Here is a 22,830-nt window from a genome sequence, read left to right as displayed (position 1 = left end):
TCACTTCCCGAAATGGCTGAAACCGCTCGCCGGCACGGGTGTGCCGTCGAGGCTGACATCGTGTCCGGTGCGGATCTCACCGATTCTCCGCCAGCCTACTCCAGGCACGGCGGCAGGCGGCGCAGACGCGGCGAAGCCGTGGTCCTCTCCCCCGTCGAGCACCCAGGACAGCGCCAGATCCTCTGCCGTCGTGGCCACCTCCGTTTCACTGACCCCGTCGCCTGCCCCTCCAGTCGCCCGTGTTTCGAGCACGAATTCGGCTGCGGGCAGCAGCGGGTCGACAAGGTCGCGCAGCCCGGAGCGATCGAGATCGATGCCCACCCCCGAGGCGGTCGCCACCCGCGCGAGGTCGAGGCTGAGCCCGTCGGAGACGTCGATCATCGCCGAGGCAGCCCCGACCGTGCGCAGCGCACCGTAGTCAGGCTGTGGCGCCAGCTGGGTGTCGATGAGCGAGCGGAGCTCCGGTCCGGCGGTGTCAGGTCGCGCTCCGGCGAAGAGCAGGTCGAGCCCGGCGGCGGCTCGCCCGACCGTTCCGGCCAGGTAGAGCGAATCTCCGGGCCGGGCGCCGGAGCGCAGAATTGCGGACTCCTCCCCTACGGTCCCGAGTGCGGTGATGGCGATGACGATGAGACCCGAGGAAGACAGATCCCCGCCGATGATCGGCACCGTGCAGTCCAAAGCCGTCCCAGCTCGTTCCGCTTCGTCAAAGAGCCCGGAGTACAGGGCTTCGAGGCAGGCGATGTCCGTGTCATCGGGGACGGCGGCGGAGACGAGCAATCCGTGCGGGGTCGCGCCCATGGCACAGACGTCGGCCAGGTTCTGGGCTGCCGCCTTGACTCCGAGCTTCTCCCAGTCCAACCACTCGCGAGTGAAGTCCTCATCCTCCACGAGCATGTCCGCGGTCGAGACGAGTCGCCCCTCCGGTGCGGTCACGGCCGCGTCGTCCCCGGGTCCGACGATCACGTGCGTGCTGCTGGGATTGCGGCCGAGCACGCGGGAGATGATGTGTGATTCGCCAAGTTCGGACAGTCGGGTCATGGCTCCAGGTTATCGGGCGATACGGTAGTCCTATGAGATCTCGCCCTGCTTCGACGCGCCGCAACGCTCGGCCCGCGCACCGTCGTCGTTCTCTCGCCTACGTCGCATTGGCCACGGTCCTCACCGGTCTGGCAGTGACCGGGTGTTCGCGCACCGTCATCGTCGAACCGGCCAAGGACGCGGCGAATCCGAAGTGTGCCGACATCCTGCTCACCCTTCCCGATGAGATCTCGGGCGAGAAGGCACGCACGACCTCCTCGCAGGGCACGAAGGCGTGGGGAGACCCCAACGTCGCGGTGCTGCGCTGCGGAGTCACTCCTCCAGGGCCGACGACGGATCAGTGCGTGAGCGTGTCCGGGGTCGATTGGATCTCGAAGCCGGTCGAGGACGACGATTCGACGTGGAGATTCACCAGCTACGGGCGCACCCCCGCCGTCGAGGTGCTCGTCAACCGCAAGGCCGAGTCAGGCAATGACGTGCTCGCCGCGATCTCACCGACCCTGTCGAAGTTCCCGCCGGAGAACGAGTGCGTCGGCGCCGAGGACATCGCCGGCTAGAGCGCCCGCCGAAGACGCGGCTGCTCCGCGGACTCGATAGCTCCGCGGCCCGCGTGCCTACTTTGCGCGGGCGCGGTCGATCAGGGCGATCGAGATGAGTTCGCCGATGAGTTCGGAGTATTCGAGTCCTGACTGTGCCCACATGAACGGGTACGCCGAGGTGGGGGTGAACCCGGGCAGGGTGTTGAGTTCGTTGATGACGACCTCGCCGGTGTCCGTGACGAAGGTGTCGACGCGGGCCAGACCGGTGCAGTCGAAGAGACGGAACACCGAGGCAGCCAACTCCTGAACCCGGGCGGTCGCCGTCTCGTCGAGATCGGCCGGACAGGTGACCTCCGCGGCGGCGAGGTCGAGGTACTTGGCGTCGAAATCGTAGAACGAGTGGTCTCCGCTGACCCGGATCTCTCCGGGAGACGACACTCGCAGCTCCGTGTCATAGACGGAACCGAGCACGGCGCATTCGACCTCACGACCATTGACCTCGGGTTCGACGATGACCTTGGAGTCGTGCTCGAAGGCGCCGAGCAGGGCGGCTTCGAGGTCGGACGCCTCGGCGACCCGGCTGACTCCCATGGACGATCCGGCCCGGGCGGGTTTGACGAACACGGGCAGGCCGAGTGCGGCCACTCGCCTCTCCGCCTCCGCGCGGTCTGCGGCCCACATCGTCTCGGTCACGAGCTCCCACGGGCAGGTGGGGATTCCGGCGTGGGCCATGAGTGACTTCGTGTAGTGCTTGTCCATGCTCGCTGCGGAGGAGAACACTCCGGAGCCGACGAACGCGGTGTCGCTGAGTTCGAACAGCCCCTGCAGGGTTCCGTCCTCACCGAAGCGGCCGTGCAGGAGCGGGAAGAATACGTCGACCGCACCCAGTTCGGTGTAGTTGCCCTCGGCATCACGGTGCAGCAGCGGTGACCCGTCGGCGGAGACAGGGGGGATCACCTCGGTGCCGTTGTCCGTGACCTCGGGCATGTTGTCCGGGTCGAAGCGCATGCTCGCCCAGTCGTCTACGACCCGCCACAGACCGGTCTTCGTGATGCCGATCGGCAGTACGTCGAAGGCATCGGCGTCGATGGCACCGATCACACCGGCCGCGGTGACGCAGCTGACGGAGTGCTCGCTCGAACGGCCTCCGAAGAGGACTGCGACAAGGGGCCGGTGATCGTTGTCTGCCATGAGTTTCCTTGCTGAAGTGGTACTCCCGTGCACTCGAACCGGACACGGGTGCGCACAGCGGGTCAGGTGTGCGCGGACTGAAAGACTCTAGCTCACTTGGCCTCGTACGTGCATTCCAGCCACGCCCGGCCGATGCCCTTGAAGAACATGTTGAAGCCGGCGAAGGCCGGGGATGCGGATTCGTCGATGCCCAGCGGTTCGGCCAGAGCGGTGACGATGAAGAAGTAGCGGTGCGGTCCGTGGCCCTCCGGTGGGGCGGCACCGACGAAGCGGGGTTCGCCGGCGTCGTTGCGCAGGGTCACGGCGCCGCTGGGCAGGAGATCGGCGGCCGGGTCGCCCGCGTTGGCCTCCAGGCTCGTCACCGAGGCGTCGAGGTCCGTGACGACCCAGTGCCAGAAGCCCGAGCCGGTGGGAGCGTCGGGGTCGTAGCAGGTCACGGCGAAGGCCTTGGTCTCTTCGGGGAACCCGGACCAGGACAGCTGCGGAGAGACGTCCTCACCGCCGGGCACGCCCATGGCGCCGGAGAGCTGGGGGCCGGTGAGCACCCCACCGTCTTCGATGTCGGTGCTCGTCAGCGTGAAGGTGGGAAGCTCGGGAAGGTTGAAGAACGGTGAGTTGGCGCTCATGAGTGCTCCTAGTTTTCCAGCGGGTGCCTGAGATTCGGTGTGGCTCAGGCAGGTGGTCCTTCGTGCTTACGCTTCCGAGACAACAGCAATCCGGCGAGTTCGTCAACCTGCAGTCTTCCGGCGAGAACCGCACAGACCGCCTCGGTGATGGGCAGGTCGACGCCGTTGCGTCGACCCAGGGCGAGGACGGCGGGAGCGGATTTCACGCCTTCGGCCGTCTGCGAGGTGTGGGCGATGACGTCCTCGAGGCTCATCCCCTCACCGAGGTGGCGTCCGAAGGTGCGATTGCGCGACAGGGGCGAAGCGCAGGTGGCCACGAGGTCGCCGAGCCCGGCGAGTCCGGACAGAGTATGCGCCTCAGCGCCCATGGCCGCGGCCAGGCGAGAGGTTTCCGCGAGCCCGCGGGTGATGATCGACGCCTTGGAGTTGTCGCCGAGCTTCTGTCCGTCGGCGATGCCCACGGACAGGGCGATGATGTTCTTGATCGCTCCGCCGATCTCGACGCCGACGACGTCGGTGTTCGTATACGGGCGGAAGTAGGCGTTCGCGCTGATCTCCGCGACCACCTCGGCGGTGGTGATGTCGGAGGACGCGACAACGGTGGCGGTGGGCTGCCGGTCGGCGATCTCACGCGCCAGATTGGGTCCGGAAACGACGGCGATCTGGGATTCGTCGACCTCGGCGACCTCGGCGATGACCTCGGACATGCGTTTGCCGGTGTCGACCTCGATGCCCTTCATCAGGCTCACGAGCTTCACGCCCTCACGCAGATGCGGCTTCCACCGGGTGAGGTTCTCCCGCAGGGTCTGGGCGGGGACGGCGAGGACGATGACCTCGGCGTCGGTGACCGCAGCGATATCGTCAGCGGTCGCGCTCAGACCCTCAGGCAGGACTCGCTCGCCCAGGTAGCGCTCATTGGTGTGCGTGGAGTTGATCTCTTCAGCGACCTCGGGACGGCGGGCCCACAGGGTGACGGGGAATCCGGCGTCGGCGATGACCGCGGCGTAGGTGGTTCCCCACGATCCGGCTCCGAGGACGGTGATCTTGTCGACGCTCATTCGCCTGTCTCCTTAGCTGTGAAACGCTGCGGCAGTTCGCGTTCGGACAGTTCGGCCACCATCGCTGCCACGGTGTTCTTCACGCGGTGGGAGAGGTCTCCCATCGTCTTCTTCTCATCCCGGTGCTCCCACAGGTCCGAATAGTCGATGGCGGGGCCGAACGACACGACAGAATCATGGCTGAAGGGGCGGAAGCGGACCTTCTTCTGCCCTCGCGGGTAGACCGTGTCCAGTCCCCAGTGGGCGACGGGGATGATCGGGGCTCCGGTCTCCAATGCCAGCCGAGCGGTGCCGGTCTTGAAGTGCTGGGGCCACAGCTCCGGGTCCTTCGTCAGCGTGCCCTCGGGGTAGATGACGACGGTCTGCCCGTTCGCCAGGGCGTCCTTCGCGTATTCGAGGGAGTCGCCGGCCGACGCCGAGGCCCGCAGCACCGGGATCTGCCCGATGGTCTTGAGGATCTTGCCGAGCACCCCGGTGAACAGCGTCGACTTCGCGAGGAAGTGCGGCATCCGGCCGTTGCGCTTGAGTGCCAGCCCCACGAGGATCGGGTCGAGATGGTTGGCATGGTAGGCGGCGGCGATGACGCCCGTGCCGGACGGCGGCAGGTGCTCGACTCCCCGCACGCTCATCTTCGTAGCCGTACGCATGAGTCCGAAGGCCGCAGCGGCCGCGACGGTGCCAGCCCGGTTCTGGGAACGCACCGAGGCGGGATCGAAGGAGACGAGATCGTGGTCGTTCGCGTCTGGTTCGATGTCGGCGCTCATGCGGAGACCTCGGCACCGAGTCCGGTGAGTTTGTCGAGGAAGTTCTCGTAGCCGCGGTTGATGAGTTCGATGCCGTGGACTTCGCTCGTGCCCTGGGCAGCCAGTGCGGCGATGAGGTGGCTGAAGCCGCCGCGCAGGTCGGGAACGTCGATGCGGGTGCCCTTGAGGTCGGTGGGTCCGGAGATCACGGCCGAGTGCTGATAGTTCCGTCGTCCGAAGCGGCAGGGGGTGCCGCCGAGGCATTCACGATAGAGCTGAATCTGCGCTCCCATATCCCGCAGGGCGTCGGTGAAGCCGAACCGGTTCTCATACACGGTCTCGTGGATGATCGACAGACCTTCGGCCTGAGTCATCGCGACGACCAGCGGCTGCTGCCAGTCGGTCATGAAGCCAGGATGGACGTCGGTTTCGAGGGCGAAGGATCGGAGTTTGCCACCGGGGTGGCGGAAGCGGATGCCGTTCTCCTGCACATCGAATTCACCGCCGATCTTGCGGAACACATTGAGGAAGGTGATGAGCTCCGGCTGGCTGGCGCCTTCGACGAAGATGTCTCCGCCGGTGGCCAGTGCCGCCGAGGCCCAGGATGCGGTCTCGTTGCGGTCGGGCAGGGCGCGGTGGATGAACCCGCGGAGGGTGTCGACGCCTTCGATGCGCACCACGCGGTCGGTGTCGACGGTGATGATCGCGCCCATCTTCTGCAGCAGCGCGATGAGATCCATGATCTCCGGTTCGATGGCCGCTCCCCGCAGCTCGGTCACGCCTTCGGCGCGGACCGCGGTCAGCAGCACCTGCTCGGTGGCCCCGACGGAGGGGTAGGGCAGTTCGACCTTGGTGCCCTGCAGGCGGCTGTGCGCCTTGAGCATGATGCCGCCGGGGGTCTTGTCGACCTCGGCTCCGAACTTGCGGAGCACATCGAGGTGGAAGTTGATGGGGCGGTCGCCGATATGGCAGCCGCCGAGGTCGGGGATGAACGCCTGACCGAGGCTGTGCAGGAGAGGTCCGCAGAAGAGGATCGGGATCCGGGAGGATCCTGCGTGGGCGTCGATGTCGACTATGGAGCCCTGAGCCACATCGGCCGGGTCGAGGTGGAGTTCGCCATCGGGCTGGTCCCCGTCGGGTCCGGAGGTGACGCGGACTCCGTGGAGTTCGAGGAGTCCGGTGACGATCTCGACATCGCGGATGTTGGGCACGCCGCGCAGCACGGACGGAGTCTCGCCGAGCAGAGAAGCCACCATCGCCTTGGGCACCAGGTTCTTGGCGCCGCGGACTCGGACGGTGCCGTCCAGCGGATTTCCCCCACGTACTTCGAGCATGTTCCTCCCTGATTCCGATGATCGGATCCGGGCGGGATGCCACCCGGAGACGGTGCCCCACGATTGCCGCGGGCACCGTCCTAGACTAACCCAGCCGACGGTATCCCACCGATTCGCCGAGGCGGCCCACCGTCACGTCCGGACGCGTGACGGTGGGCATCCTCGGTGAGGGTGGATCGGTGCGGGGGCGCCGGCTTAAGTGAGGGTCAGACCTTGGCGGGCAGGGTCGTCGGCTTGAAGGCGAAACGGGAGGATTCGTAGGCGACGATCTCGTCTTCCTTGGCCAGGGTGAGGCTGATGTCGTCGTGGCCTTCGAGCAGGCGCCAGCGCGTGTAGTCGTCGATCTGGAAGGACACGGTGACGGTGTCACACGTCACGGTCTTCTCGTTCAGGTCGACGGTGATCGAGGTGCCGGGATGGTTCTCGAGGATCTTCCAGATCAGTTCGATATCGGCCTGTTCGAGCTGGGCGGCCAGCAGGCCCTCCTTGCCGGAGTTGCCGCGGAAGATATCGCCGAAGCGGGAGGACAGGACGACGCGGAAGCCGTAGTCCTTGAGCGCCCAGACGGCGTGTTCGCGGGAGGATCCGGTACCGAAGTCGGGGCCGGCGACGAGGACGGAGCCGGACGCGAAATCGGGGTCGTTGAGGACGAAGTCGTTGTTGGTTCGCCAGCGGTAGAACAGGGCGTCCTCGAAGCCGGTGCGGGTGACCCGTTTGAGGAACTTCGCGGGGATGATCTGGTCGGTGTCGATATTGGATCGGCGCAGAGGAACGCCGATGCCGGTGTGGGTGGTGAAAGCTTCCATGGCTCGTCCTCCTTGTCAGTCGTTCGCCGAGACGGGTGTCAGGTTGAGGGACAGGCGATTGTCGGCCCATTCCACGGGTTCGGCATCCCGCGGCAGGTCGGCGACGTCGCCCGGTGAGGACAGCGTGCCGCGCACCGCAGTGGCCGCGGCCACGAGCGGCGAGACGAGATGGGTGCGACCGCCCTTGCCCTGGCGGCCTTCGAAGTTGCGGTTGGAGGTCGAGGCACAGCGTTCGCCCTCGGCGAGCTGGTCCGGGTTCATGCCCAGGCACATCGAGCAGCCGGCGAAGCGCCATTCGCCGCCGAAGTCCTTGAAGATGACGTCGAGGCCTTCTTCTTCGGCCTGGAGGCGGACCTTCGCGGAGCCGGGGACGACCATGAAGCGGACGTTGTCGGCCTTCTTGCGACCGCGGACCACCTCGGCGGCGGCCCGGAGATCTTCGATCCGGGAGTTCGTGCAGGACCCGAGGAAGACGGTGTCGACCTCGATCTCGCGCAGCGGCGTGCCGGGGGTCAGGCCCATATATGCCAGCGCATTGGCGGCGGCGGCCTTGTCGTTCTCGTCGGTGAAGTCGTCGGGGCTGGGCACGCTCGCCGACAGCGGCAGGCCCTGGCCAGGGTTCGTTCCCCAGGTGACGAAGGGTTCGATGTCTTCGGCCTTGAGGACCACCTCGGCGTCGAAGTCCGCGCCTTCGTCGGTGTAGAGGGTCTTCCAGTACTCGACGGCGGCGTCCCAGTCTTCGCCCTCGGGGGCGTGGGGACGGCCCTTGACGTACTCGAAGGTCGTCTCGTCGGGGGCGACCATTCCGGCGCGGGCACCGGCTTCGATCGACATATTGCAGATCGTCATCCGGGCTTCCATCGACAGCTGGCGGATGGCCGAGCCGCGATATTCGAGCACGTAGCCCTGTCCCCCGCCGGTGCCGATCTTCGCGATGATGGCGAGGATGATGTCCTTGGCGCTCGAGCCTTCGGGCAGGTCGCCGTCGACGGTGATCGACATCGTCTTGAAGGGCTTGAGGCTGAGCGTCTGCGTGGCGAGCACGTGTTCGACCTCGGAGGTGCCGATGCCGAAGGCGAGCGCTCCGAAGGCGCCGTGGGTGGAGGTGTGCGAGTCGCCGCAGACGACGGTGGTGCCCGGCTGGGTCAGGCCCAGCTGCGGTCCCACGACGTGGACGATGCCCTGGTCGGCGTCGCCGAGGCTGTGCAGGCGGATGCCGAATTCCTCGGCGTTCTTGCGCAGGGTGTTGATCTGCGTGGCCGAGGTCGGTTCGGCGATCGGCTTGTCGATGTCCCACGTCGGGGTGTTGTGGTCCTCGGTGGCGATGGTGAGGTCGGGGCGGCGCACGGGGCGCCCGGCGAGTCGAAGTCCGTCGAAGGCCTGCGGGCTGGTCACCTCGTGGACGAGGTGGAGGTCGATGTAGATGAGGTCCGGCGCACCGTCAACACCTCGTGAGACGACGTGATCGGCCCAGACCTTCTCGGCCAATGTGCGTGGCATGGTTCCTCCCGCCGGTGCAGGGATCTCTGCACCCGATGTAGACCTGACGGGCCGAGGTACGGCGCGTCGATGAACTGCGATGTGTGCACTGGAGTGAGTGCGTATTCGAAATCTACTCGGTCGTATCGCAATGCGAACTTGCATCTCGCCCACTGAGACGCGCACAATGGTGCCTATGACAAGCAATGGTAGCGGCGTCGGGGTCATCGACAAGGCCGCAATGGTTCTCTCCGCACTTGAGGCCGGACCCGCCTCTCTCGCCGAATTGGTGACGCTGACCGGACTGGCACGCCCCACTGCCCACCGCCTGGCTGTTGCCCTCGAATTCCATCGCATCGTCGGCCGCGATCTGCAGGGGCGCTTCGTCCTCGGGCCGCGTCTGGCCGAGCTGTCGTCGGCTGCCGGCGAGGACCGCCTGTTGGCCGCGGCCGGACCGGTGCTCGGTCAGCTGCGCGATCAGACGGGTGAGTCCGCTCAGCTCTTCCGCCGTCAGGGCGATCTGCGTCTGTGCGTGGCCGCGGCCGAACGCCCCGTGGGTCTGCGCGACTCCGTGCCGATCGGTGCGACGCTGTCGATGCGCGCCGGCTCCGCGGCTCAGGTGCTGCTGGCCTGGGAGGAACCGGACCGCCTGCACACGGGTCTGCGCGGTGCCCGGTTCTCCGCGACCATGCTCTCCGGGGTGCGTCGCCGCGGCTGGGCCCAGTCCATCGCCGAACGCGAACGGGGCGTCGCCTCGGTGTCGGCTCCCGTGCGCGGGCCGAGCAATCGGGTGGTCGCGGCCGTCTCGATCTCCGGGCCGGTCGACCGACTCACTCGCCAGCCCGGCCGCCTGCACGCGAAGTCGGTCCTCGATGCAGCGCGTGCTCTGACCGAAGCACTCGTGCGCGGCTGAGTCCGACTCTGCTCCCATCGCACCTCGCCCAGCGGCGAACGGTTTGACCGCGGGCCCGGAGGATCATCCCTCCGGGCCCGCGGTCGTGCACCGTCCTTGAAGTCGGCCCGGCCTCCGGACTTGTACTATGGCCCCATGATCGCCGCTCAGAGACGCAACATCATCGTCGATACGATCGAGAGAGACGGCGCAGTCTCCATCACCTCACTGTCGGACAAGCTCGATACCTCGGCCGTGACTATCCGCCGTGACCTCGATCAGCTCGCTGAGGAGGGCAGGCTCATCCGTACCCACGGCGGTGCTGTCCTCGCCTCGAGCGCGCGGGAGTCGAGCTATGCGGAGAAGCTCGAGCAGGCTCTGGCCGAGAAGTCGGCCATCGCCCGCGCTGCGGCGACGCAGGTGCGCAACGGCGATGTCGTGGCCCTGGGGCCGGGAACGACGACCGAACTGTTGGCCAAGGAGCTCGTGACGCGTTCGGGTCTGCGCGTGGTGACGAATTCGCTGCTCGTCGCCGAGGCCATGGTCTCCTCCCCCGACAACGAGGTCATCGTCGTCGGCGGACTGCTGCGCCATTCGATCCGGGCCTTCGTCGGCGGCGGCACGGTGTCCCAGCTGCTCGGCCTGCGCGCCGACACCGTCTTCCTCTCCGGGAACGGACTGGCCGCGGACTTCGGCCTGTCGACACCGGCGTTCCCCGTCGCCGATACGGATCGGGCCATGGCCGCCGGGGCAGGGCGCGTGACCGCGCTCGTCGATCATACGAAGGTCGGCCTCCGCTCATCGGTGCTCACCGTTCCGACCGAGCAGATCCAGCAGCTCATCACCGATTCGAAGAGCGAGGAATCCGAACTCGCTTCCCTGCGCGAGGCCGGCGTCGAGGTCGAGGTCGTCTGACCCTCGCCAGCAAACGATCAAAACTGTTCAGGTTCGATCACTAGCGATCAGGCTCACAATCCTCTAAAGTGTCCACTCAGGTGTCTTACACCACACGCAGCCATGCACTGACGCATCACGACGACATGCACTGACGCATATGGAGGAACCTTGGAAGCAATCCGCTTGGACGCACAGTGGATCGACTATCTGCTGATAGCGATCTACTTCATCTTCGTCCTCGGCATCGGGTGGTTCGCCAAGCGCGGGATCTCCTCGAGCATCGAGTTCCTCCTCTCCGGACGGAGCCTGCCTGCTTGGGTCACGGCTCTCGCGTTCGTTTCGGCCAACCTCGGCGCCGTGGAGATCATGGGCATGTCCGCCACGGGCGCCCAGTACGGCATGCCGACGATGCACTACTTCTGGATCGGCGCGGTCCCGGCGATGCTGTTCCTCGGCGTCGTGATGATGCCGTTCTACTACGGTTCGAAGGTCCGGTCGGTCCCGGAGTTCATGCGCAAGCGCTTCGGTACGGGCGCTCACCTCGTCAACGCACTGTCCTTCGCGGTCGCACAGCTGCTCATCGCCGGCGTCAACCTGTTCCTGCTCGGCACGATCGTCAATCGACTGCTCGGCTGGCCGCTGTGGATCACCCTCATCGTCGCCGCCGCGATCGTCCTGTCCTACATCACCCTCGGCGGGCTGAGCGCGGCCATCTACAACGAGGTGCTGCAGTTCTTCGTCATCGTCGCGGCCCTCCTGCCGCTGACCCTCATCGGCCTCAACCGCGTCGGCGGCTGGGACGGGCTGGTCGACCGGGTGAGCAATGACGGAATGCTCGGGGCCGAACAGCTGAGCAGCTGGCCCGGCGAACAGCTCTCCGGCTTCTCCAACCCCGTGCTCTCGGTCGTCGGCATCGTCTTCGGCCTCGGCTTCGTCCTCTCCTTCGGCTACTGGACGACGAACTTCGTCGAGGTCCAGCGCGCCATGGCGTCGAAGTCGATCAATGCCGCGCGCCTGACCCCGATCATCGGCGCGTTCCCGAAGATGCTCATCCCCTTCATCGTCGTTGTCCCCGGCATGATCGCCGCGGTCCTCGTACCGCAGATGACGCAGTTCAAGGAGATCTCGGCATCCATCGACGAGGCGACCGCGCTCGAACAGACGGGCGTGACGTACAACGACGCGCTCCTGCTCCTCATGCGCGAGGTCCTGCCCAACGGTCTCCTCGGTGTGGCGATCGCCGGCCTCCTCGCCGCATTCATGGCCGGTATGGCCGCGAACATCTCCGCGTTCAACACGGTATTCAGCTATGACCTGTGGCAGCAGTATGTGGTCAAGGACCGCGAAGACGACTACTACCTGAAGATCGGCCGCTGGGCGACGATCGGCGCCTGTGTCGTCGCGATCTTCACAGCGCTCATCGCGGGCAACTTCTCCAACCTCATGGACTACTTGCAGACGCTGTTCGGCTTCTTCAACGCCCCACTGTTCGCCACGTTCATCCTCGGTATGTTCTGGAAGCGGATGTCGGCGACTGCCGGCTGGGTCGGCCTCGTCGGCGGCACGCTCTCGGCCGTGTTCGTGTTCATCCTCGCCGAGACCGGAGTCCTTGACCTGCCCGGTCAGGGTGCCGCATTCCTCGCGGCCAGCACGGCGTTCGTCGTCGACATCGTTCTGTCGGTGATCGTCACCCTGTTCACCACGCCGAAGCCCGCCGCGGAGCTGCGCGGACTCGTCTACTCGGAGACCCCGAAGTCCGATTTCGAGGACCTCAGCGAACCGAAGGCGCCGTTCTGGAAGCGCCCCGTGCCCGTCGCGGGTGTCGCTCTGGTGCTCGTCATCATCCTCAACGTGACATTCGGCTGAAGGAGCCAGTGAGACCCATGAGCAAATCCAACGAACTGACCAAGACCGCAGGCGCCTTCGACGTCCGCAACTTCATCGGTGCGCTGCTGGCGATCTTCGGCGTCATCCTCACGATCGCCGGAATCGTCGGCTTCACCCCCGACGAAGCAGAGCGCACCGGCGGGGTCGATGCGAACCTGTGGACCGGAATCGGCCTCATCATCGCCGCAGCCGTCTTCCTCATCTGGGCGAAGCTGCGCCCGATCCGCATCGTCGAAACTCCCGACGACGCCGCCGGCGCGCCTGGCACCGACTGATCGCCTCAGTCTGCGTCGATCCGCTCAGAGCGCTGCCATCGCTGCCGCAACCTCGGGTAAGTCCTCAGCCGGCGCTGCCCGCGAGGCTTCCTCGAGGATGAGCAGCCGGGCACCTGGAATCTCCTGGGCGAGCGCCTCTCCATTGCCCACGGGGAAGAACGGGTCACGCCTGCCGTGCACGACGAGAGTCGACACCGTCAGCTGCGGCAGTCGTTCTCGCCAGCGTGGCTGGCAGTCGAGACGGGAGAACACCATTCCCAGCTGATCGGCCAGATGAGCTTCCGGATCTGAGTTCTGTGTCGGATCTGAGCTCTGTTCTGAATCAGAGCTCTGCGTACGTGCCCAGATCCGCGCGGCGACTGCCCGTGCCTCTTCAGGGTCGTCGCCGAGGATCCGCGCACCTTCGGCCATGTAGTCGGCCACCGAGCCGACGTCCGTCCAGTCCGGCTGCGGACGGGAGAACAACGGACCCATCGTCGCCTCATCATGATCCGGCAGGTCATCGTCGACGGGGCCGGGAGCGACCGGTCGCGTGCCGATGAGAGTGAGTGCCGAAAACGCCTTCGGATGGTCGAGAGCCGCGACCTGCGCAATCATTCCGCTGATGCCGATTCCCGCGAGATGAGCGGGCCGACCGTCGAAGGTCCGTGCGAGTTCGGCGGCATCAGCAGCAAGGTCTCGCAGGGTGTAGTCCGGTGATTCGAGATCACCATGGCTCGAGGCCCCGGCATCGCGGAGATCGCAGCGCACAACGTGACGTCCCTGCTCTGCCAGCTGCTCGCACAGAGCATCGGGCCAGGACAGCATCGTCGGGGAGCCGAGGCAGAGAACGAGCGGCGCATCCGCCTCACCGAACTCGTCGACGCCGAGGCTCACTCCATTGACGTCGCAGATGCCCATGCGCTCCCCCGCCTGCTTGAGTCCATCCTCATCTGAGGTTCAAGCATGAGCTGCGAAGGTTCGGGAAGTCAACGCCTGCCGGGTCAGCCGAATCAGCGGCTCAGCCGAAAAAGGTTCAGTCGAACCGGGCAGCACCCCGACCCGCGCTGACAGCGAAGATGTCCGGCGCCCCGCAGCCGTGCTCGGCGAATGCCGCGGTGACGGCGTCGCCAACTTGAACAACCTGGTCTGCGTGGATGAGGGCGATCGCGGAACCGCCGAAGCCGCCGCCGATCATCCGCGCGCCGAGCGCCCCGGCTCCCATTGCGGCGGCCACCGCCACGTCAAGTTCGACACAGGAGACCTCGTAGTCGTGCTGCAGAGATTCGTGGGAAGCCACCAATAGGTCGCCGATGGCACTGATGCGCGCATCATGCTCGTCGCCGGTTGCTCGTTCATTGTCCTCGAGCAATTCGACGGTGGCGCAGACCCGTGCGTTTTCGGCGATGACGTGGCGCACCCGCCTCCGCTGCTCCTCGGTCAGTTCGCTCAGGTCGACGTCATCGGCGAGTTCCCGCAGACTGTCGACTCCGAAGATCGCGGCGGACTCCTCACAGGTCCTCCGCCTGGCGCCGTACCCGCTTTCGCTGTGCGAGTGAGAGACCTTCGAGTCGATGACGAGGAGTCTGAGCCCCTCGGCGTCGAGGTCGAATGGAATCTGGCGAGCGCTGAGGTCACGGCAGTCGAGGAAGAGCGCATGCCCGGCCTCGGTCATGATCGAAGCGGCCTGGTCGACGATTCCCGTCGGCGCACCGACGAAGTCGTTCTCGGCTCGCTGTGTCAGCAGGACTTTCTCCCGGTCGTCGAGGCCGAGGTCGTACACCTCGTCGAGGGCGATGAGCACCGCGACTTCGAGTGCGTGCGATGACGACAGTCCGGCACCGACGGGCACGGTGGATTCGATATAGAGGTCGACTCCGCCGACAACCGTGCCGGTGGTCTTCGCGATCTCGTCGACGACTCCCGCAGGATGGCTCAGCCATCCGGGCAGGGTTCCGGGCAAGAGGTCCGCGGCCGCGAACTGGCCGGACATTCTCCGGCCGGTGTCATCGCGATGGTCGGAGACGATGCGAATGCTGTCCCCTCGCCGAGGCGGCTGCACAGTCCCCGTGCTCTCTGCGTCAACGACCTGCCGCTCTGCGGCGTCCCCGCCTCGCCCGTCAGCGCCGTTGTCGGGTCGCCGACCGATGGCGACGTAGACCGCCCGATCGATGGCGATCGGCAGGACGAAGCCGGCGTTGTAGTCGGTATGTTCGCCGATGAAGTTCACCCTGCCTGGAGCACGGAAGGAACCGATCGGACGGTATCCGAACAGGGACTCGAACTCCTCGACGAGGTGTCCGGGGGTCGGTGTGGATACGGCCTCGGGGGTCTCTGCGGTCATGAACGATCGTCTTCCGGGCCGAATGCCGAAGCCGTGCTCGCGTTCGCGGCTGCGGGTACGGCCGCCTCGGCGAGGGGTTCCAGGGTCACGGCACGCAGTCTGGCTGCGGTCTCCTCGGCGGAGACGTCGCCGACGAAGGCGCCCATTGCGGCTTCCGAACCGGCGAGGAACTTCAGCTTGTTCTCAGCACGACGGGGGCTCGTGATCTCGAGGTGGAGCCAGTCGGCGCGGCGGTCGGCACTGTTGACCGGCGCCTGATGCCAGGCCGCGATATACGGTGTGGGACTCGGGTAGAGGCCGTCGATGCGGCGCAGCACGTCCGGATAGACGCGAGCCAGGTCGTCGCGTTCGGTCTCGTCGAGCTCGTCGACGCTTCCCACCTGGCGGTGCGGAACGAGGTGGACTTCGATCGGCCAGCGGGCCGCGAAGGGCACGAAGGCGGAGAAGTGATCGGTCTCAAGGATCATTCGCTCCCCTGCCTCGCGTTCGAAGGCGAGCACATCGCCGAGCAGCGGCCGACCGGTCCGGCGCAGGTGTTCATGCGCCCGGGCCGAGGTGATTGCAGTGTGCGGGGTGACATAGGGGTAAGCATAGATCTGACCGTGCGGGTGGTTCATCGTCACTCCGATCTCCTCCCCGCGGTTCTCGAACATGAAGACCTGTTCGATGCCCGGCAGGGCAGAGAGTTCGGCGGTCCGATTGGCCCATGCGTCGATGACGGTGCGGGCGCGTGCGGTGCCGAGGCATTCGAAGGAGCCGGTGTGCTCCGAGGAGAAGACGACGACTTCGCAGCGACCGTATCCCGGTCCCGACAGCGCAGAGGTCACGGTTTCGGCGGAGTCGGCGGCCGCCTCGGCGAAGGTGGTGTCCACGCTCTGAGAGGACGGAACATCACCGAGGCCGGGGCCGAGGGAGGGGAAGCGGTTCTCGAAGACGGCGACGTCGAAGTCCGCGGCCGGGATCTCTGTGGGACGATCCGGCGTCGACGGGCACAGCGGACATTCGGCGGCGGCGGGCAGGTGGGTGCGGGTCTGCCGGTGCGTGGCCACGGCGACCCATTCGCCGGTGAGAACGTCGAAGCGCAGGGTTCCGCTGTCTGGTCGCGAATCGTGTGGCCGAGGGTCGGCGGCGATCATCGGTGCAGGTGAGTCGGGGTCCTGGAAGAACAGGATCTCACGACCATCGGACAGGTTCGCCCGGCGATGCGACGCTGGCATCAGACCTCCCAAAAGTTATCATTTTCGATCATAATGCTAACATCTGGCGGCCCGGATGCGTGCGGACGGCGTAGAATATCTGCAACTGTTCTTCCCGCGCTCGAGCACCCTGGAGACCTATGTCCGCCACCATCGCACTCGCCTGTGACGGGTCGGCGGCGGTCATCTCCCCCATCGGCGCGAGCTTGGTGAGCTTCAGCGTCGGCGATCGTCCGGTCGTGGTGCCGATGAAGGCGTTCGACGGAGCCGTGCTCGCGCCCTGGCCGAATCGGATCGATGGGGGCCATTACGACTTCGCCGGCGACAGCCGCCGGCTGCCGATCACCGAGCCCGAGCGGGGTACCGCACTTCATGGTCTCGTCGCCGATGTGCAATGGTCCGTGGTCGAGCGCACAGAGTCGATGGTCAGCCTCGAATACACGCTGGAGCCGACGGAGGGGTATCCGTTTGCGTTCGATCTGCAGGTGGATTTCGAACTCGCCGAGGCGGAGCTGCGCATGCGCGCACGTGCCCTGAACACGGGGTCGGCTCCCGCACCGTTCGGTTTCGGATTTCATCCGTGGCTCTCGGCCGGGGATGGTGAGCTCGTCGATGAGGCTCAGCTCGTCATTCCCGCTGCGCGCTGGTACGAGACCGATGAGCGGCTCATCCCCACGGCTGTTCGTCCCTTCGATGACGGCACTGCCGTCCCGGCCGATCATGCCTCCGATGATTCCGCATGCATGGTGTGCAAGGACTTCCGGGCGCTGCGCCTCATCGGCGGCACGATCCTCGATGATGCTTTCGGGCAGCCTCGGCGGGGTGACGACGGATGGTCGAGGGCACGACTGAAGGGTGCAGATCAGCGCGAGGTCGTCGTCGGGATGGGGCCGGGGTTCCGCACCTGGCAGGCGTGTACGGGCGACGGCCTCGATGAGGATCTGGCTCGTCGGGCGATTGCGATCGAGCCGATGACGTGCCCTCCGAATGCATTCGCCGCGGGCGAAGCCGGCGAGGACTTCGACGTCGTCTCCCCGGGTGACGAGCTTGCCGTCGAGTGGAGCATCGCCTTGACCGGGATCGATGACGGAAATGCCGATTCGGCTTCGTCCGTCTCCGACAATGCTCCCGCTGACTCAGCGGAGGCTTCGTCTGCCCCCGACGATGCTCCCACTGACTCCGACGCCTGACGCCATCACCTCAGCCTGGGATTGCGGGCTGAGTCAACACTTCGTGCTTCCTTCCAAAATGACAGTCGCCCTGCTGCGAGTCGGCGCATCCTGATAGGTTGCGACTACAGGCAGATATCAGGCGAGCGTGCCCTGTCCTGGGTGCGTTCCATTCTCGAAGGGGACACCATGTCGACACCGCAGAACCCGAACGACCCGAACAGTACCTCGGCTGAGCAGAACCTCGACGGCCAGAGCCCCGGCGCGAGCGACCAGCCAGAGAGTGCCCAGTCCGCCTCGGATCACTCGGCGCAGAACCCTCAGGACACTCAGTTCCAGCCCAGCCAGGATGCGCCGGCATCGCAGCACGGCAATGATGCACAGTTCCAGCCCGATCAGCCCAGCTATCAGCAGGGCACCTATGATCCCAATGCCTATCAGGCACAGGGACAGCAGTACCAGCAGGGCGGGTATTCGCAGCCCGGCGCTTACCAGCAGGACCCCTACCAGCAGGGCGCATACTCGCAGGGTACGGCCCAACAGCAGGCGTACGGCCAGCCTGCCTTCGGGCAGCCTGCGTATGGTCAGGCTCCGCAGTCGGCGCCTCAGCAGTCCGGGTTCTTCAAGTCGCTGTTCGACATCCGATTCGACAACTTCATCGCGGTGAAGTGGGCGGGCTTCATCTACATCATCGCGATCGTGGTCGCGGTCCTGTCCTACCTCGGGACCATCGTCGCCGGCATCACCACGGGAATCGCCGCAGGTTCGGCATCGAGCTACCTCAGCGGTGGACCGAGCTTCAGCGTGCTGCCACTGATCCTGTCGATCATCTTCGGCTGGATCATCCCGGCCCTGTGGGTCATCGGCGTCCGTCTCGTGCTCGAGCTCATCGTCTCCAACATCAAGACGGCCGAACATACGAAGCGCATCGCCGATTCAGTCAGCCGCTGACTCACTGCACCAGAAGAATAGGTCGCTATCGGATACTTTTCGCGCAAGAAAGCATCCGATAGCGACCTGAGTTTTGGCGGAAGCATCCGATAGTGACCTCAATTTGGGGCGAGTGAGTCCCGCCCCCTACAGCCTCCTCAAACCCGTGCTTCCTTCGGGCCTATGACCAGCGGAGTGGAAAACGAGGGAAAACGCCCGTGAATTAGAGTGAGCCCCGCACCGAAATTCGATGCGGGGCTCAACCGTACCCCCGAGCAGATTCGAACTGCCGTTACCGCCTTGAGAGGGCGGCGTCCTAGGCCACTAGACGACGGGGGCTAGAACAACACTCCTGGACAGATCCAGACTGTGTCCGCTGGGCTACCAGGACTTGAACCTAGACTAAATGAACCAGAATCACTCGTGCTGCCAATTACACCATAGCCCAATGTTTTTCAAGGTTATCCCCGAGGAGATTTCCCTGAGCAACGAGATATAACTCTACACAAGCACCCCGCCTCCCGACAAATCCGAGAGGCTCCTTTTCAGTGTGACCTTCTTAACACAACTGGCTCACCGCACCCAGCCCGCCGACAGGCCAAGTAGTCCCGCGCGTGGGCTCGGTCTGCCTGTCCCGACGGGCCCCGGCCTCACCCGCGGGCGAGGCCGATGAGCCGGTCGAGGACCCGGTAGCCGTCGGCACGCAGACCGTTGTGTTCGTACTCGTTCGTCACCCACGGCTGCACCCCGGAAAGATGCTCGGCCGTGGACAGCGAATACTCCACCGGCACGTAGGCGTCTTCGAAGTACACTGCCGCCGCACCACGGACCGAGGCGGCCTGCAGAGCGTCGACATCGTAGAGACCGGGCCACTGACGTGCGGCGACGATCTCTGCCACCTCGGCGAAGGGCGTAAGCTCCGGATCCTCATGCAGCGACTCCGGCCCGGCATGCTCGCCGGCCAGCAGCGTCGGATCCTTGACCACGGCATCGGGCATCGCCCGCCTGGCCGCCCAGTTCGTCACCGTGCCGTCGGCCCAGCAGGATTCGTGGATGACGGCATAGAGCGGATTGCGCCCCGAGAACGGCAGAGACGCGGCAAGGTCATGCCGGAATGCCCCCGAAGAGAAGTCGAGGTCGAGCAGATAATGCAGCTTCTCCGGACCATCCGAAGCGCCGAGGAAGTGCCCGAGCAGACGGATCCGCTCCGGCGTCGCCCGCGCTCCCCCGGGCAGGGCGAGACCGTCACCGACAGACGCAAGTTCGACGAGGTGCCGCATCTTCTCACGGTCGCCGGGGAACGCTGCGTAATACTGCTCGGACTTGCGGATCATGCCCTCCCACGTACGTCCGTAGACGGTCGCCGGATCGAGGCCGATCGCCGGCAGACCGCCGGTGAAGTACACCTCGTGAAGGGCATCCGAATGCGCGGAGATGTAGCGCAGAGTCGTGAAGCCGCCGAAGGACTGCCCCAGCAGGGACCAGGTTTCCGCGCCGAGGTGGCGGCGCAGGATCTCCGCGTCCTCGACGATCGAATCGGCACGGAAGAAGGACAGCGCCTCGGCGATCGCGGCCGGGCCGTCCCCTACCGTCTCCAGTCCGGTGATGGCCCCATCAACAGAGCCGATCGGATTCGATCTTCCGGTGCCACGCTGGTCGAGCATGACGACCTGGAATTCTTCGAGGGCACGCTTCACCCAGGCGCCGGGACCGCCGACGATGCCCGGGCGCGGGGCTTCCACGCCGGGCCCGCCCTGCAGGTACACGAGGTAGGGCTTCTGACTGTCCGCCTCAGTGGCGATGATCCGGGCGAAGACGTCCATCGCGTCCGGCAGATTCGCCTTCCCCGAGGCGGCTGACGCGGCGCTCTTCCCCGCCGAGGCGGCATCCCCCGACCTTCCGAAATGGTCGAAGGGCACGGTGACCGTCACGTCACGGAAGTGCAGTCCCCCACGGGTCCAGTTCTTCTGCTCGACCATGGTCACAGCTGTGCCGCGAGGGCCTTGAGGCGCTTCAGCGAGGAGTCCTTGCCGAGGATCTCCATCGACTCGAACAGCGGTGGTGAGACCTTGCGGCCGGACACGGCCACACGCAGGGGTCCGTAGGCCAGGCGCGGTTTGATCTCCATCTCGTCGACGAGCTTGGCTGACAGCACCTCTTCGAGTTTGGCCGTGGTCCAGTCATCGAGTCCCTCGAGGACCTCGATCGAGGCGGCGAGCACCTCGGGGGCGGAGTCCTTGAGCGTCTTCAGCCCGTCCTCGGCCATGACGAGGTCGTCATCGGAGGTGAAGAGGAACGCGAGCAGATCCGGAGCCTCTCCGAGCAGCTTCATGCGGGTCTGCACGAGCGGTGCGGCCTCGTCGAGGATCTGCAGCTGAGCCTCCTTCGGGGACTCCGGGAGCACCTCGGCGGCCTGGAGATACGGCACCAGACGGTCACGGAAGTCATCCGGATCGAGGAGGCGGATGTGGTCGGCGTTGATGGCGGTGGCCTTCTTCACGTCGAAGCGGGCCGGGTTGGGCAGGACATCGTGGACGTCGAATGCCTCGGTGAATTCCTTGACGCTGAACACGTCGCGGTCGGGTCCGATGGACCAGCCGAGCAGGGCGAGGTAGTTGATGAGTCCCTCGGGGATGAACCCGTTCTCGCGGTGGAGGAACAGGTTCGATTCGGGGTCGCGCTTCGACAGCTTCTTGTTGCCTTCGCCCATGACGTAGGGCAGGTGACCGAACTCGGGAGTCGCCTCGGCGATGCCGATGGCCTTGAGGTGTTCGTAGAGAACGATCTGACGCGGGGTCGAGGACAGGATGTCCTCGCCGCGGAGCACATGAGTGATACCCATGAGCGCGTCGTCGACGGGGTTGACCAGGGTGTACAGCGGCTGGCCATTGGCACGAACCACGACGAAGTCGGGCACGGTTCCGGCCTTGAAGGTGATGTCTCCACGGACGAGGTCGGTGAAGGTGATGTCCTCATCGGGCATGCGCACGCGCCACACCGGTTCGCGGCCCTCGGCGCGGAAGGCAGCTTTCTGCGCGTCGGTGAGGTCGCGGTCGTACCCGTCATAGCCGAGCTTCGGGTCACGGCCCGCGGCCTTGTGCCGGGCTTCGACTTCCTCGTTGGTCGAGTAGGACTCGTAGATGTGGCCGCCGGCCTTGAGCTTCTCGATGACGTCGGCGTAGATCTCGCCGCGCTGCGACTGGCGATAGGGTCCGTTGTCGCCGCCGACCTCGATGCCTTCGTCCCAGTCCAGGCCCAGCCATTTGAGGGCTTCGACGACCTGGCCGAAGCTCTCCTCGGAGTCACGTGCCGCGTCGGTGTCCTCGATGCGGAAGACGAACTTGCCGCCGGTGTGCTTGGCGTAGGCCCAGTTGAACAGGGCTGTGCGGACCATGCCGACGTGCGGGGTGCCGGTGGGCGATGGGCAGAAACGAACTTTGACGCTCACGATTGTCCTTTGCGTGATCTTCTCGGGTGTGAGTCTGTGGTGTGCGCGGTGGCGCTGGTGGTTCGGCGGCTCTGGTGTTCCGCGGATGCGATCGCCGAGGCGGCGGTGGGAAGGTCCGGGACGCAACTCCGCCGAGGCGTCGGTGGGCTCAGGCGTCCATGACCGGGTTCGACAGGACGCCGAGTCCTTCGATGGCGATGTCGACGCGGTTGCCGGACACGATCTGGCCGACCCCTTCCGGGGTTCCGGTGAGGATGACATCGCCGGGCAGCAGGGTGATCGTCTCCGACAGGTGTTCGATGATGGTCGGGATATCGAAGATGAAGTCGGCGGTGGTGCCGTCCTGCTTGAGATCCCCGTCGACCCAGGACCGGATGCCGAGGTCGTCGACGTCGAGTTCCGTTTCGATCCAGGGGCCCAGCGGGGCCGAGGTGTCGAAGCCCTTTGCCCGCGTCCACTGCTTGTCGGACTTCTGGAGGTCGCGCAGGGTGACGTCGTTGCTCGCGGTGTAGCCGAGGACATGGTCGAAAGCGTTCTCCGCCTTCACACCCTTGGCCACACGGCCGATGACGACGGCGAGTTCGGCCTCATAGGAGACGTATTCGCTGATGGCGGGCAGGCGGATGGGGTCGCCGGGGCCGATGACCGCGGTGTTCGGCTTGAAGAAGGTCACCGGGGTCACGGGAACCTCGTTGCCGAGTTCTGCTGCGTGTGCGGCGAAGTTGCGGCCCACGCCGATCACCTTCGAACGCGGCAGGATGGGGCTGACCAGGCGCACGTCGTCGATCTTCAGCCTCTCGCCTGTCGATTGGGCCGGAGAGAAGAAGGGGTCCGAGTCGAGAACGGCGAGTTCGAGTCCCGACGTGTCCCAGCTTCCGTCGGTGATCGGCGGCACTTCACCTTCGACGACTCCGTATTTGGGTTCGTCCTGATGTACAAATCTGGCGATACGCATGTGTCACAGTCTAGTCAGTGCCTGGTGCCTTCTGCCGCGTCGGT

The 22,830-nt window shown here is 65.8% G+C and carries 21 protein-coding genes and 2 tRNA genes; 7 read left to right on the top strand and 16 right to left on the bottom strand.

Features of this window, described 5'->3' with window-relative positions; all coding sequences use genetic code 11:
* On the bottom strand, positions 1-1,038 hold the full coding sequence (gene thiL, locus D3I60_RS11660; protein ID WP_262776468.1) for a thiamine-phosphate kinase: 1,038 nt from the start codon (positions 1,036-1,038) through the stop codon (positions 1-3).
* A gap of 32 nt (positions 1,039-1,070) precedes the next feature.
* Here thiL and D3I60_RS11655 point away from each other — a divergent pair, with 32 nt between their 5' ends.
* Positions 1,071-1,595, top strand: coding sequence for a DUF3515 domain-containing protein (locus D3I60_RS11655; RefSeq protein ID WP_262776466.1), 525 nt, complete (start codon positions 1,071-1,073; stop codon positions 1,593-1,595).
* 57 nt (positions 1,596-1,652) lie between these two features.
* Here D3I60_RS11655 and D3I60_RS11650 read toward each other — a convergent pair whose 3' ends face one another.
* From D3I60_RS11650 to leuC, 7 genes are all read right to left on the bottom strand, one after another.
* The gene (locus D3I60_RS11650; protein WP_262776464.1) at positions 1,653-2,768 is read right to left on the bottom strand and encodes a D-alanine--D-alanine ligase family protein; all 1,116 of its coding nucleotides are present in this window, start codon (positions 2,766-2,768) and stop codon (positions 1,653-1,655) included.
* Between the two features lie 92 nt (positions 2,769-2,860).
* On the bottom strand, positions 2,861-3,394 hold the full coding sequence (locus tag D3I60_RS11645) for a YbhB/YbcL family Raf kinase inhibitor-like protein (RefSeq protein ID WP_262776463.1): 534 nt from the start codon (positions 3,392-3,394) through the stop codon (positions 2,861-2,863).
* A gap of 44 nt (positions 3,395-3,438) precedes the next feature.
* Positions 3,439-4,452 carry an NAD(P)H-dependent glycerol-3-phosphate dehydrogenase gene (locus D3I60_RS11640; protein WP_262776462.1) on the bottom strand — a complete coding sequence of 338 codons (1,014 nt, stop codon included), beginning with the start codon at positions 4,450-4,452 and terminating at the stop codon, positions 3,439-3,441.
* On the bottom strand, positions 4,449-5,216 hold the full coding sequence (locus tag D3I60_RS11635) for a lysophospholipid acyltransferase family protein (protein WP_262776460.1): 768 nt from the start codon (positions 5,214-5,216) through the stop codon (positions 4,449-4,451). Before D3I60_RS11635 ends, D3I60_RS11640 begins: the two co-directional genes overlap by 4 nt.
* Positions 5,213-6,529, bottom strand: coding sequence for a UDP-N-acetylglucosamine 1-carboxyvinyltransferase (murA, locus tag D3I60_RS11630; RefSeq protein ID WP_262776458.1), 1,317 nt, complete (start codon positions 6,527-6,529; stop codon positions 5,213-5,215). Before murA ends, D3I60_RS11635 begins: the two co-directional genes overlap by 4 nt.
* A gap of 206 nt (positions 6,530-6,735) precedes the next feature.
* A complete protein-coding gene (gene leuD / locus D3I60_RS11625) occupies positions 6,736-7,335 on the bottom strand; it encodes a 3-isopropylmalate dehydratase small subunit (protein ID WP_101544568.1) in 600 nt (199 codons plus the stop codon).
* Between the two features lie 15 nt (positions 7,336-7,350).
* Positions 7,351-8,835, bottom strand: a complete 1,485-nt coding sequence (leuC, locus tag D3I60_RS11620) for a 3-isopropylmalate dehydratase large subunit (RefSeq protein WP_262776456.1) — start codon at positions 8,833-8,835, stop codon at positions 7,351-7,353.
* 175 nt (positions 8,836-9,010) lie between these two features.
* Here leuC and D3I60_RS11615 point away from each other — a divergent pair, with 175 nt between their 5' ends.
* The 4 genes from D3I60_RS11615 (at position 9,011) to D3I60_RS11600 (ending at position 12,765) form a co-directional block, all read left to right on the top strand.
* Positions 9,011-9,727: an IclR family transcriptional regulator gene (locus tag D3I60_RS11615; protein ID WP_262776454.1), complete on the top strand. Its 717-nt coding sequence runs from the start codon at positions 9,011-9,013 to the stop codon at positions 9,725-9,727.
* Positions 9,728-9,862: 135 nt separating this feature from the next.
* Positions 9,863-10,621, top strand: coding sequence for a DeoR/GlpR family DNA-binding transcription regulator (locus D3I60_RS11610; protein ID WP_262776453.1), 759 nt, complete (start codon positions 9,863-9,865; stop codon positions 10,619-10,621).
* A gap of 150 nt (positions 10,622-10,771) precedes the next feature.
* Complete coding sequence (locus D3I60_RS11605) at positions 10,772-12,469, top strand: sodium:solute symporter family protein (protein ID WP_139468839.1); 1,698 nt, start codon at positions 10,772-10,774, stop codon at positions 12,467-12,469.
* A gap of 17 nt (positions 12,470-12,486) precedes the next feature.
* Positions 12,487-12,765, top strand: a complete 279-nt coding sequence (locus D3I60_RS11600; protein WP_262776452.1) for a hypothetical protein — start codon at positions 12,487-12,489, stop codon at positions 12,763-12,765.
* Positions 12,766-12,789: 24 nt separating this feature from the next.
* Here D3I60_RS11600 and D3I60_RS11595 read toward each other — a convergent pair whose 3' ends face one another.
* From D3I60_RS11595 to galT, 3 genes are all read right to left on the bottom strand, one after another.
* Complete coding sequence (locus D3I60_RS11595; protein WP_262776451.1) at positions 12,790-13,665, bottom strand: alpha/beta fold hydrolase; 876 nt, start codon at positions 13,663-13,665, stop codon at positions 12,790-12,792.
* Between the two features lie 115 nt (positions 13,666-13,780).
* On the bottom strand, positions 13,781-15,088 hold the full coding sequence (locus D3I60_RS11590; RefSeq protein WP_262776450.1) for a galactokinase: 1,308 nt from the start codon (positions 15,086-15,088) through the stop codon (positions 13,781-13,783).
* A complete protein-coding gene (gene galT, locus D3I60_RS11585; protein ID WP_262776449.1) occupies positions 15,085-16,305 on the bottom strand; it encodes a galactose-1-phosphate uridylyltransferase in 1,221 nt (406 codons plus the stop codon). The genes D3I60_RS11590 and galT overlap by 4 nt, the downstream gene beginning before the upstream one ends.
* Before the next feature lie 119 nt (positions 16,306-16,424).
* Between galT and D3I60_RS11580 the strand changes: the two genes are divergently transcribed.
* Both D3I60_RS11580 and D3I60_RS11575 read left to right on the top strand, forming a co-directional pair.
* On the top strand, positions 16,425-17,474 hold the full coding sequence (locus D3I60_RS11580) for an aldose 1-epimerase family protein (RefSeq protein WP_262776447.1): 1,050 nt from the start codon (positions 16,425-16,427) through the stop codon (positions 17,472-17,474).
* Positions 17,475-17,642: 168 nt separating this feature from the next.
* A complete protein-coding gene (locus D3I60_RS11575) occupies positions 17,643-18,404 on the top strand; it encodes a DUF4282 domain-containing protein (protein WP_262776446.1) in 762 nt (253 codons plus the stop codon).
* Between the two features lie 245 nt (positions 18,405-18,649).
* Here D3I60_RS11575 and D3I60_RS11570 read toward each other — a convergent pair.
* The 5 genes from D3I60_RS11570 to D3I60_RS11550 all read right to left on the bottom strand — a co-directional run bounded on the left by D3I60_RS11570 (position 18,650) and on the right by D3I60_RS11550 (position 22,786).
* Positions 18,650-18,722, bottom strand: a tRNA-Glu gene (locus D3I60_RS11570).
* A gap of 37 nt (positions 18,723-18,759) precedes the next feature.
* A tRNA-Gln gene (locus D3I60_RS11565) sits at positions 18,760-18,831 on the bottom strand.
* A gap of 202 nt (positions 18,832-19,033) precedes the next feature.
* Positions 19,034-20,362 carry an alpha/beta hydrolase gene (locus tag D3I60_RS11560; protein ID WP_262776445.1) on the bottom strand — a complete coding sequence of 443 codons (1,329 nt, stop codon included), beginning with the start codon at positions 20,360-20,362 and terminating at the stop codon, positions 19,034-19,036.
* A 2-nt stretch (positions 20,363-20,364) separates the two neighbouring features.
* On the bottom strand, positions 20,365-21,831 hold the full coding sequence (gene gltX, locus D3I60_RS11555; protein WP_262776443.1) for a glutamate--tRNA ligase: 1,467 nt from the start codon (positions 21,829-21,831) through the stop codon (positions 20,365-20,367).
* A 148-nt stretch (positions 21,832-21,979) separates the two neighbouring features.
* Complete coding sequence (locus D3I60_RS11550; protein ID WP_139468848.1) at positions 21,980-22,786, bottom strand: fumarylacetoacetate hydrolase family protein; 807 nt, start codon at positions 22,784-22,786, stop codon at positions 21,980-21,982.
* Positions 22,787-22,830 lie beyond the last annotated feature (44 nt).

The organism is Brevibacterium permense (assembly GCF_025506275.1).
Lineage (GTDB): Bacteria > Actinomycetota > Actinomycetes > Actinomycetales > Brevibacteriaceae > Brevibacterium > Brevibacterium permense_A.
The sequence above is the reverse complement of the archived record's forward strand: the minus strand, read 5'-3'. Positions and strand labels throughout refer to the sequence as shown.

What these genes read in the sequence shown, in the direction of transcription:
- thiL (WP_262776468.1), bottom strand. Translation starts at nt 1,038, where the DNA reads ATGACCCGACTGTCCGAACTTGGCGAATCACACATCATCTCCCGCGTG.
- D3I60_RS11655 (WP_262776466.1), top strand. Translation starts at nt 1,071, where the DNA reads ATGAGATCTCGCCCTGCTTCGACGCGCCGCAACGCTCGGCCCGCGCAC.
- D3I60_RS11650 (WP_262776464.1), bottom strand. Translation starts at nt 2,768, where the DNA reads ATGGCAGACAACGATCACCGGCCCCTTGTCGCAGTCCTCTTCGGAGGC.
- D3I60_RS11645 (WP_262776463.1), bottom strand. Translation starts at nt 3,394, where the DNA reads ATGAGCGCCAACTCACCGTTCTTCAACCTTCCCGAGCTTCCCACCTTC.
- D3I60_RS11640 (WP_262776462.1), bottom strand. Translation starts at nt 4,452, where the DNA reads ATGAGCGTCGACAAGATCACCGTCCTCGGAGCCGGATCGTGGGGAACC.
- D3I60_RS11635 (WP_262776460.1), bottom strand. Translation starts at nt 5,216, where the DNA reads ATGAGCGCCGACATCGAACCAGACGCGAACGACCACGATCTCGTCTCC.
- murA (WP_262776458.1), bottom strand. Translation starts at nt 6,529, where the DNA reads ATGCTCGAAGTACGTGGGGGAAATCCGCTGGACGGCACCGTCCGAGTC.
- leuD (WP_101544568.1), bottom strand. Translation starts at nt 7,335, where the DNA reads ATGGAAGCTTTCACCACCCACACCGGCATCGGCGTTCCTCTGCGCCGA.
- leuC (WP_262776456.1), bottom strand. Translation starts at nt 8,835, where the DNA reads ATGCCACGCACATTGGCCGAGAAGGTCTGGGCCGATCACGTCGTCTCA.
- D3I60_RS11615 (WP_262776454.1), top strand. Translation starts at nt 9,011, where the DNA reads ATGACAAGCAATGGTAGCGGCGTCGGGGTCATCGACAAGGCCGCAATG.
- D3I60_RS11610 (WP_262776453.1), top strand. Translation starts at nt 9,863, where the DNA reads ATGATCGCCGCTCAGAGACGCAACATCATCGTCGATACGATCGAGAGA.
- D3I60_RS11600 (WP_262776452.1), top strand. Translation starts at nt 12,487, where the DNA reads ATGAGCAAATCCAACGAACTGACCAAGACCGCAGGCGCCTTCGACGTC.
- D3I60_RS11595 (WP_262776451.1), bottom strand. Translation starts at nt 13,665, where the DNA reads ATGGGCATCTGCGACGTCAATGGAGTGAGCCTCGGCGTCGACGAGTTC.
- D3I60_RS11590 (WP_262776450.1), bottom strand. Translation starts at nt 15,088, where the DNA reads ATGACCGCAGAGACCCCCGAGGCCGTATCCACACCGACCCCCGGACAC.
- galT (WP_262776449.1), bottom strand. Translation starts at nt 16,305, where the DNA reads ATGCCAGCGTCGCATCGCCGGGCGAACCTGTCCGATGGTCGTGAGATC.
- D3I60_RS11580 (WP_262776447.1), top strand. Translation starts at nt 16,425, where the DNA reads ATGTCCGCCACCATCGCACTCGCCTGTGACGGGTCGGCGGCGGTCATC.
- D3I60_RS11575 (WP_262776446.1), top strand. Translation starts at nt 17,643, where the DNA reads ATGTCGACACCGCAGAACCCGAACGACCCGAACAGTACCTCGGCTGAG.
- D3I60_RS11560 (WP_262776445.1), bottom strand. Translation starts at nt 20,362, where the DNA reads ATGGTCGAGCAGAAGAACTGGACCCGTGGGGGACTGCACTTCCGTGAC.
- D3I60_RS11550 (WP_139468848.1), bottom strand. Translation starts at nt 22,786, where the DNA reads ATGCGTATCGCCAGATTTGTACATCAGGACGAACCCAAATACGGAGTC.